Origin of the sequence: Kineosporia sp. A_224 (assembly GCF_002198655.1) — a bacterium.
Classification (GTDB): Bacteria; Actinomycetota; Actinomycetes; order Actinomycetales; family Kineosporiaceae; genus R-H-3.
On sequence record NZ_MWLN01000198.1, the window covers coordinates 1 to 7,265 of the forward strand.

Consider the following 7,265-nt stretch of genomic DNA (forward strand, 5'->3'; position numbering starts at 1 on the left):
TCCGGCGGTGGCGGCGGGGGTGGCGGCTACTCCGGTGGCGGCGGCTCCCAGGCGCCGGCGGACGACCCGTGGGCGACCGGCCCGTCGGGCGGAGGCAGCAGCGGTGGCGGCGGGTTCGGCGGCTCGCAGGACGAGCCCCCGTTCTGACCGTCGCGCACGACGGAACTGACCAGTAGCAGATCCCGGCCGGGGCCCGCCCCGGCCACCGACCATCCCGGGCAGGGCCCGGGCTCCTGAGGAGGAGCACCACGATGGCGAAGCCACCCATTCGCAAGCCCAAGAAGAAGCAGAACCCGCTCAAGACCGCGGGCGTGGAGAAGGTGGACTACAAGGACACCAACCTCCTGCGCAAGTTCATCTCCGACCGCGGCAAGATCCGCGCCCGTCGCGTCACCGGTGTCTCGGTGCAGCAGCAGCGCGAGATCGCGAAGGCCGTGAAGAACGCCCGCGAGATGGCTCTGCTCCCGTACTCGAGCTCGGCTCGCTGAGGCAGGGGGACGAACTCATGAAGCTCATCCTCACGCAGGAGGTCACCGGTCTCGGGACCCCGGGCGACGTCGTCGAGGTCAAGGACGGCTACGGCCGGAACTACCTCGTCCCGCGCGGTCTCGCGACCGCGTGGACCAAGGGTGCCGAGAAGCAGATCGCGAGCATCCGCAAGGCACGGTCCGCCCGTGAGATCGCCACCCTCGAGGAGGCGCAGCTCGTCCGCGCCCAGCTCGAGGGCAAGCCGGTCAAGCTGGCGGTCCGGGCCGGCACGAACGGTCGCCTCTTCGGCGCCGTCACGCCGGCCGCCGTCGCGGACGCGGTCATCGCCGTCGGCGGCCCGCAGGTCGACAAGCGCAAGGTCGAGGTCAACCAGCCGATCAAGTCGACCGGCGACTACACGGTCCTCGTCCGCCTCCACCCGGAGGTCCAGGCGAAGGTCCAGCTCCAGGTCGTCGCGGACTGACACCGGTCCGCCGCACCTGGCGCACCCGCACCACGCGTCATCACGAAGGGTCCGACCTCCGGCGGAGGTCGGGCCCTTCCGCGCGTGCGTTCGCGCTGTCCCGCACTGATGCGCCGCGCGCGGGGCCACACCCTCGCGCGCGGCGTCCTCTGGTGTCGAAAGCACCTCACCTGTGGTCCTCTGGCGGGTTGCGCACCCGTGACGGCGGAGCCCCGGCTCGCGATGGGCCGTCCTCTGGTGTGTGAAGCACTCAACGTCCGTCCTCTGGTGAAGGATGCACGCTAAAAGTCAGTTTTAGGGTGCTTCGCACACCAGAGGACGGACGCCGACCCCGGCGACGAGTCTTGAGGTGTGCGACCCGCCAGAGGACGCGTCAGCGGCTCGCGCCCGTGACCAGCCACGCGTCGGTGCGGGCGCGCAGCCCGAGGAACACGCACCGGGCGACCATGTAGCCGCACGTGAACGTGACCCACAGGGCGACCAGCCCGGGGGTGCCCTCGGGGGCCCGCAGCGTCACCACGAGGGCGAGCGGGGCGTAGAGCACGAGCTGGACGACCCCCACCACGGCCAGGTAGCGCCCGTCACCGGCGCCGATGAGGACCCCGTCGAGGACGAACACGTACCCCGACAGCGGCTGGGTCACGGCCGCGACGACGAGGACCGCGAGGAAGGCGTCCCGCGCCCCGGGCTCGAGGGCGAACAGCGGTGGCAGGAGCGGCCGGACGGCGAGCAGCACGAGGCCGAGGACGACGCCGCCCCACAGCCCCCAGCGGACCATCCGGCGGGTCGCCGCCCGGGCGCCCGCGGCGTCCCCGGCCCCGAGCGTGACCCCGGTGAGCGCCTGCGCGGCGATCGCCAGCGCGTCGAGGGCGAGCGCGAGGAGGAACCAGACGTTCATCGCGACCTGGTGCGCGGCGAGGGCGTCGGGCCCCTTCGCGGTCGCGGCGTACGTCGTGACGAGGAACGCCCCGCGCAGTGCGAGGGTCCGCACGAGCAGCGGGACGCCGGCCCGCCCGGAGGCGAGGATGCCCGCCCCGTCCGGCCGCAGGGTCGCGTCGTGCCGCCGGGCGCCGCGGACGACGACCACCCCGGTGGCCACCGCCATCGCGATCTGGGTGAGCGCCGTCCCCGCCCCGGACCCGGCGATCCCCAGACCCAGGCCGTGCACGAGCAGGACGTTGAGGGCGGCGTTGACGACGGCGCCCGCGGACGCCACCGCGAGCGGCGTCCGGGTGTCCTGCAGGCCGCGGAGCACCCCGGTCGCGGCGAGCACGACGAGCATGGCGGGCACACCGGGCAGCGACCAGCGCAGGTAGTCCACGGCCTGGGCGGCGACCTCGGGGGTCGCGCCGAAGAGGCCGACGAGCCAGGGTGCCGCCGGCCACGCGAGGGCGGCCGTCGTGACGCCGAGGATCGCGCCGAGCCACATCCCGTCGACGCCCTGGGTGAGCGCGGCCCGCAGGTCCCCGGCCCCGACCCGGCGGGCGACCGCCGCGGTCGTCCCGTAGGCGAGGAAGACGAAGACGCTCACCGCGGTCGAGAGCACCGCGCCGGCGATGCCCAGGCCGGCGAGCGGGGCGGTGCCGAGCCGGCCGACGATCGCGGAGTCCGCGAGGAGGAAGAGCGGCTCGGCGACGAGGGCGCCGAAGGCCGGGACGGCGAGGGCGAGGATCCGGCGGGCGTCGGCGACGTCCCGCTCCGGTGCTGCCTCGCCGCCGGACATCCGCCCCCCTGCTCGCCCGCGTCGGGCGTGACCGCCCGTTCTCCACAGGGCACGGTACGCACCGGCCACCGCGAGGTGTCCGAGGACTCTCCGGGCGTCGTCCGACACGCCCGGTCGGCAACACGCCCGACCGCGCGAACGACTTCGCGAAGAAGTTTTCCTCCACAGGCCGTGGATCGCGTCGTCGCAGGTCAGTGGTCGTGTGACTACGTGATCAGAGGCCTCGGTCAACAGGGTTGTCCACAAGGTGTGGACCCAACCCCCAGGTTGTCCACCTGTCGTCCACAGACATGCCCGGCGTCGTCCACAGGTGGTACCCGGAGCCGCTTGGGACGCGACCCCGGAGGGCCTAGGTTGCGGTGCGCACCTCCCGCGCCGGCCGGCGGCGGGGCGTGTCGCAGGGGGTCGCCGACTTGTCGGTGGCGCAAGGTAGATCTGTCCGGTGCACCGCCGTCCGGTGGTGCAGCAGGGGTCCGGTCGTGCCGGCTGGTGCAGGAAGAAGGTTGCGTGTCTCTCGCTGACCTCGACATGCCCGGGCGGGCACCTTCGGAGGACTACGGCCGCACGCCGCCGCAGGACATCTCGGCGGAGCAGAGCGTCCTCGGCGGCATGATGCTGTCGAAGGACGCGATCGCGGACGTCGTCGAGCAGCTGCGCTCCATGGACTTCTACCGCCCCGCGCACGAGACGGTCTTCGAGGCGATCACCGACCTGTACTCCCGCGGCGAGCCCGCCGACGCCGTGACGGTCGCCGCCGAGCTGACCCGGCGCGGCGAGCTCGGCCGGATCGGCGGCCACGCCTACCTCCACACGCTCATCTCCTCGGTGCCGACCGCGGCCAACGCCGGCTACTACGCGAAGATCGTCCACGAGCGGGCCATCCTGCGCCGGCTCGTCGCCGCGGGCACGAAGATCGTCCAGCTCGGCTACGCGGCCGAGGGCGGCGACGTCGAGGAGATCGTCAACACCGCGCAGGCGGAGATCTACCAGGTCACCGAGCGCACCCAGAAGGAGGACTACCAGGTCCTCGGCGAGATCATCGAGGGTGCGATCGACGAGATCGAGGCCTCGAGCCACCGCGGCGACGGCCTCACCGGGGTGCCGACCGGCTTCGCCGACCTCGACCGGCTGACGAACGGCCTGCACGGCGGGCAGATGATCGTCATCGCCGCCCGCCCCGCCGTCGGCAAGTCGACGATCGGGCTCGACTTCGTCCGCAGCGCGGCGATCCACCACAACATGTGCTCGGTGATCTTCAGCCTGGAGATGAGCAAGAACGAGATCACCATGCGACTGCTCTCGGCGGAGGCCCGGATCCCGCTGCAGAACATGCGCAAGGGCACCATGCGCGAGGAGGACTGGACCCGCCTGGCCCGCACGATGGGCGAGGTGAGCGAGGCGCCGCTGTTCATCGACGACAGCCCGAACCTCACGATGATGGAGATCCGCTCCAAGGCCCGCAGGCTGAAGCAGAAGCACGACCTCAAGCTCGTCGTGCTCGACTACCTGCAGCTCATGTCGTCCGGCAAGAAGGTCGAGTCCCGGCAGCAGGAGGTCTCGGAGTTCTCCCGCGCCATCAAGCTCCTCGCCAAGGAGCTCGAGGTGCCGGTCATCGCGCTCAGCCAGCTGAACCGTGGGCCCGAGCAGCGCACCGACAAGCGCCCGATGGTCAGCGACCTGCGCGAGTCGGGCTCCATCGAGCAGGACGCCGACATGGTCATCCTGCTCCACCGTGAGGACATGTACGACAAGGAGTCCCCACGCGCCGGCGAGGCCGACATCATCGTCGCCAAGCACCGCAACGGCCCGACGGACACCATCACCGTCGCGTTCCAGGGCCACTACTCACGATTCGTCGACATGGCGGTCTGACGGCCCCGACGAGGCCCGGATGAGTAGCGCTACCCCCCTTCGAGGGGGCCGGTGTACCCACAAGGTCGGACCCGGCATCCCCCTGCAGACGGATTTGTGTGGAGATTGCGCGCAACCGGTTGCGGGCGTGGCGCGTCACCCGTGATGTTGACCTCGGCGATCCGGAACGCAGCGCGAGGGGTGCTGCTCGGACGCCGTGCTTGGGGGAACGATGCGTACTACTCGACGGGCCCGTACCGGGCTCGCCCTGGTCGTCGCTGCGGCGACCACCATCCCTGTCCTCGGCCTCGGAAGCTCTGCCTCCGCCGCCTCGGGCTACGACCGCACCAGCACGAAGGAGGCGACCCGGGTCGACCGGGTCAAGACGCCGAAGCTCGCCTGGTTCGACTGCGAGGCGCTCTTCGGGTCGCCGGGTGCCGAGTGCTCCACGGCCACCCTGCCGCTCGACTACGACAAGCCGAAGGGCGCGACGACCGACGTCGCGGTCCTGCGGATCAAGGCCGCCAAGCCGAAGCAGAAGATCGGCACCCTCTTCCTCAACCCGGGTGGGCCGGGCGGTTCGGGCGTCGGGATCGCCGCCGCCGCGCCGTTCTTCCTCAGTCCGGCGCTGCTCGACCGGTTCGACATCGTCGGGTTCGACCCGCGCGGCACGAACTTCAGCGACAACGTGCGCTGCTGGCCGAACTTCGGCGCGCAGAGCAAGGACCTCGCCGGCCTGAACATCGCGTTCCCCGTCGGCAACAAGGAGAACGCCGCCGCGGTGAAGTCCGCCAAGGCGTGGGGCAAGGCGTGCTCGACGACCGGCCGGCCGCTGTCGGCCTCCATGTCGACCGCCGAGGTCGCCCGTGACATGGACGTCCTGCGCCGCGCCGTCGGGGACAAGAAGCTGAACTTCCTCGGCTTCTCCTACGGCACCTACCTCGGCCAGGCCTACGCGAACATGTTCCCGGACCGGGTGCGCTCGGTCGTCATCGACGGCGTCCTCGACCCCGTCGGCTGGGCCGGCACCCCGAAGACCGCCGGCGTGCCGCAGACGGCGCGGATCAAGTCCGGCGAGGGCGCCGACAAGGCGCTCCACGAGATCCTCGCCCGCTGCGACAAGGCCGGCCCGGACTTCTGTGCGCTCGCCGGCGTCGGCGACCCGCAGACCGAGTTCGACAAGCTCGTCGCGAAGGCGAAGAAGGCACCGATCGAGATCGTCGACCCGCTCGACCCGACCTTCTCGGTCACCGTCACCTACGCCGACATCTACGGCATCCTGCTCGGCTCGCTCTACGACCCGTTCTTCGGCTACTCCGACATCGACTTCTTCCTCACGGCGGCCGTGACGGGCAGCCTGCCCGCCGCGACGGCCGAGCAGCGGGCGGCGGCGGTCAAGACCGTGCGCGCGGTCAAGGCCAAGGCAGCCGCGAAGTCGAAGAAGGCCACGGTCACGGCGGCGCAGCGCAAGGCGTTCGGTGGTTACGCCTTCCCGTACGACAACTCGCCGGAGGCGTTCGCCGCGGTCCTGTGCACGGACGGGCTCAACCCGAAGAGTGCCGCCAACTGGCCGGCCTACTCGGCGGCGGCCGCGAAGAAGGCGCCCGGCTTCGGTCCGCTGTGGACCTGGGGCTCGGCCCAGTGCGCGTCGAACACGTGGACCGCGCAGGACGAGGACCGGTACGCCGGCCCGTTCACGCGGCGCACGGTCAAGCCGGTGCTCGTCGTCGGCAACTTCTACGACCCGGCGACGAACTACGCCGGCGCCGTGGCGGCGTCCAAGCTGCTGCCGAACAGCCGCCTGCTGAGCAGCGACAGCTTCGGGCACACCGCGTACGGCACCTCGGAGTGCGTCACCGCCGGGGTGGACAACTACCTGCTCACCGGTGCGCTGCCGGCGCGGGGCACGCTCTGCGTGGGTCCGCAGCCGTTCGCGGACCCGCTGGCCCCGCCGGCGGCGGCGAAGGTGCAGGGGGTCTCCCCCCAGGCGCCGATGCCGTCCTCGAAGGCGACGCCGTCGACGCGTTCGGGCGCCAAGCCGGCCCCGATCGCGCCGTTCGTGCCGGGTGGTCTCAGCTGACCCCGGCCTGACCGGCACGTCCGAGCACCTGCTCGACAGCGGTGCCCCGCAGGACTCGTCCTGCGGGGCACCGCTGCGTCGTCCCCCGGTACACGGATCTCGTCAGCCAGACCTGGTCAGCCCGATTTCGTCACCCCGACGGGCTAAGCCTCCCGGGCCCGGCGGTCGATGGCAGAGGAAGGCGAGGACGCACCGTCCCGCCGTCGGCCGACGTCCAGATGCGGAGCCAGCGGTGCACGTGATCCGGGTGCTCGTCGTCGACGGCTCCCGGACGGCCCGGACGGCGACCGCGGAGACGCTCGCGACCGACCCCGGGGTCGAGGTCGTCGGCACCGCGGACACCGGGCCGATGGCCTTCGCGAAGACCGCGACGCTCAAGCCGGACGTCGTCACCCTCGACAGCGAGGTCAACGACGGCGACCTCGTCCGGACCGTCAAGGCGCTGCGGAGCACGCACCCCTCGGTCGTCGTCGTCCTCGTCGCGAGCCCGACCGACGCCGGCATCCGGACCACCGTCGAGGCGCTCGACGCCGGGATCGCCGACTACGTGACGGGGCCCGCCGAGCCGCGCACCGCGATCGCCGTCCAGAAGATGGTCCTGGCGCACCTGCTGCCGAGGGTCAAGGCTCTCACCGGCCTCGCCCCGCCCATCCCCCGCC

At 71.9% G+C, this 7,265-nt stretch carries 6 protein-coding genes and 1 pseudogene; 6 read left to right on the forward strand and 1 reads right to left on the reverse strand.

The window, feature by feature from the left end:
• The 3 genes and pseudogenes from EDJALFJO_RS36550 to rplI all read left to right on the forward strand — a co-directional run.
• Positions 1 to 147, forward strand: a pseudogene (locus EDJALFJO_RS36550) (single-stranded DNA-binding protein); the annotation flags it as partial.
• 104 nt (positions 148 to 251) lie between these two features.
• Positions 252 to 488: a 30S ribosomal protein S18 gene (gene rpsR / locus EDJALFJO_RS22965; RefSeq protein WP_088288651.1), complete on the forward strand. Its 237-nt coding sequence runs from the start codon at positions 252 to 254 to the stop codon at positions 486 to 488.
• Positions 489 to 505: 17 nt separating this feature from the next.
• Complete coding sequence (rplI, locus tag EDJALFJO_RS22970) at positions 506 to 952, forward strand: 50S ribosomal protein L9 (protein WP_088288652.1); 447 nt, start codon at positions 506 to 508, stop codon at positions 950 to 952.
• 373 nt (positions 953 to 1,325) lie between these two features.
• On the opposite strand, the gene EDJALFJO_RS22975 is transcribed toward rplI, so the two are convergent.
• Positions 1,326 to 2,675 carry an MATE family efflux transporter gene (locus EDJALFJO_RS22975; protein WP_088288653.1) on the reverse strand — a complete coding sequence of 450 codons (1,350 nt, stop codon included), beginning with the start codon at positions 2,673 to 2,675 and terminating at the stop codon, positions 1,326 to 1,328.
• 528 nt (positions 2,676 to 3,203) lie between these two features.
• On the opposite strand from EDJALFJO_RS22975, the gene dnaB reads away from it, so the two are divergent.
• The 3 genes from dnaB to EDJALFJO_RS34515 form a co-directional block, all read left to right on the forward strand.
• Positions 3,204 to 4,547 (forward strand): replicative DNA helicase, encoded by a 1,344-nt coding sequence (dnaB, locus tag EDJALFJO_RS22980; RefSeq protein ID WP_088288654.1) that lies wholly within the window; start codon positions 3,204 to 3,206, stop codon positions 4,545 to 4,547.
• Positions 4,548 to 4,758: 211 nt separating this feature from the next.
• Positions 4,759 to 6,606 carry an alpha/beta hydrolase gene (locus EDJALFJO_RS22985; protein ID WP_088288655.1) on the forward strand — a complete coding sequence of 616 codons (1,848 nt, stop codon included), beginning with the start codon at positions 4,759 to 4,761 and terminating at the stop codon, positions 6,604 to 6,606.
• 232 nt (positions 6,607 to 6,838) lie between these two features.
• Positions 6,839 to 7,265, forward strand: a 427-nt coding sequence (locus tag EDJALFJO_RS34515) for a response regulator (protein ID WP_158220535.1), incomplete at its 3' end; no start/stop codon positions are given.

Bases quoted from the DNA above. Each gene is read 5' to 3' on its own strand.
- rpsR (WP_088288651.1), top strand. From the start codon at position 252: ATGGCGAAGCCACCCATTCGCAAGCCCAAGAAGAAGCAGAACCCGCTC.
- rplI (WP_088288652.1), top strand. From the start codon at position 506: ATGAAGCTCATCCTCACGCAGGAGGTCACCGGTCTCGGGACCCCGGGC.
- EDJALFJO_RS22975 (WP_088288653.1), bottom strand. From the start codon at position 2,675: ATGTCCGGCGGCGAGGCAGCACCGGAGCGGGACGTCGCCGACGCCCGC.
- dnaB (WP_088288654.1), top strand. From the start codon at position 3,204: ATGCCCGGGCGGGCACCTTCGGAGGACTACGGCCGCACGCCGCCGCAG.
- EDJALFJO_RS22985 (WP_088288655.1), top strand. From the start codon at position 4,759: ATGCGTACTACTCGACGGGCCCGTACCGGGCTCGCCCTGGTCGTCGCT.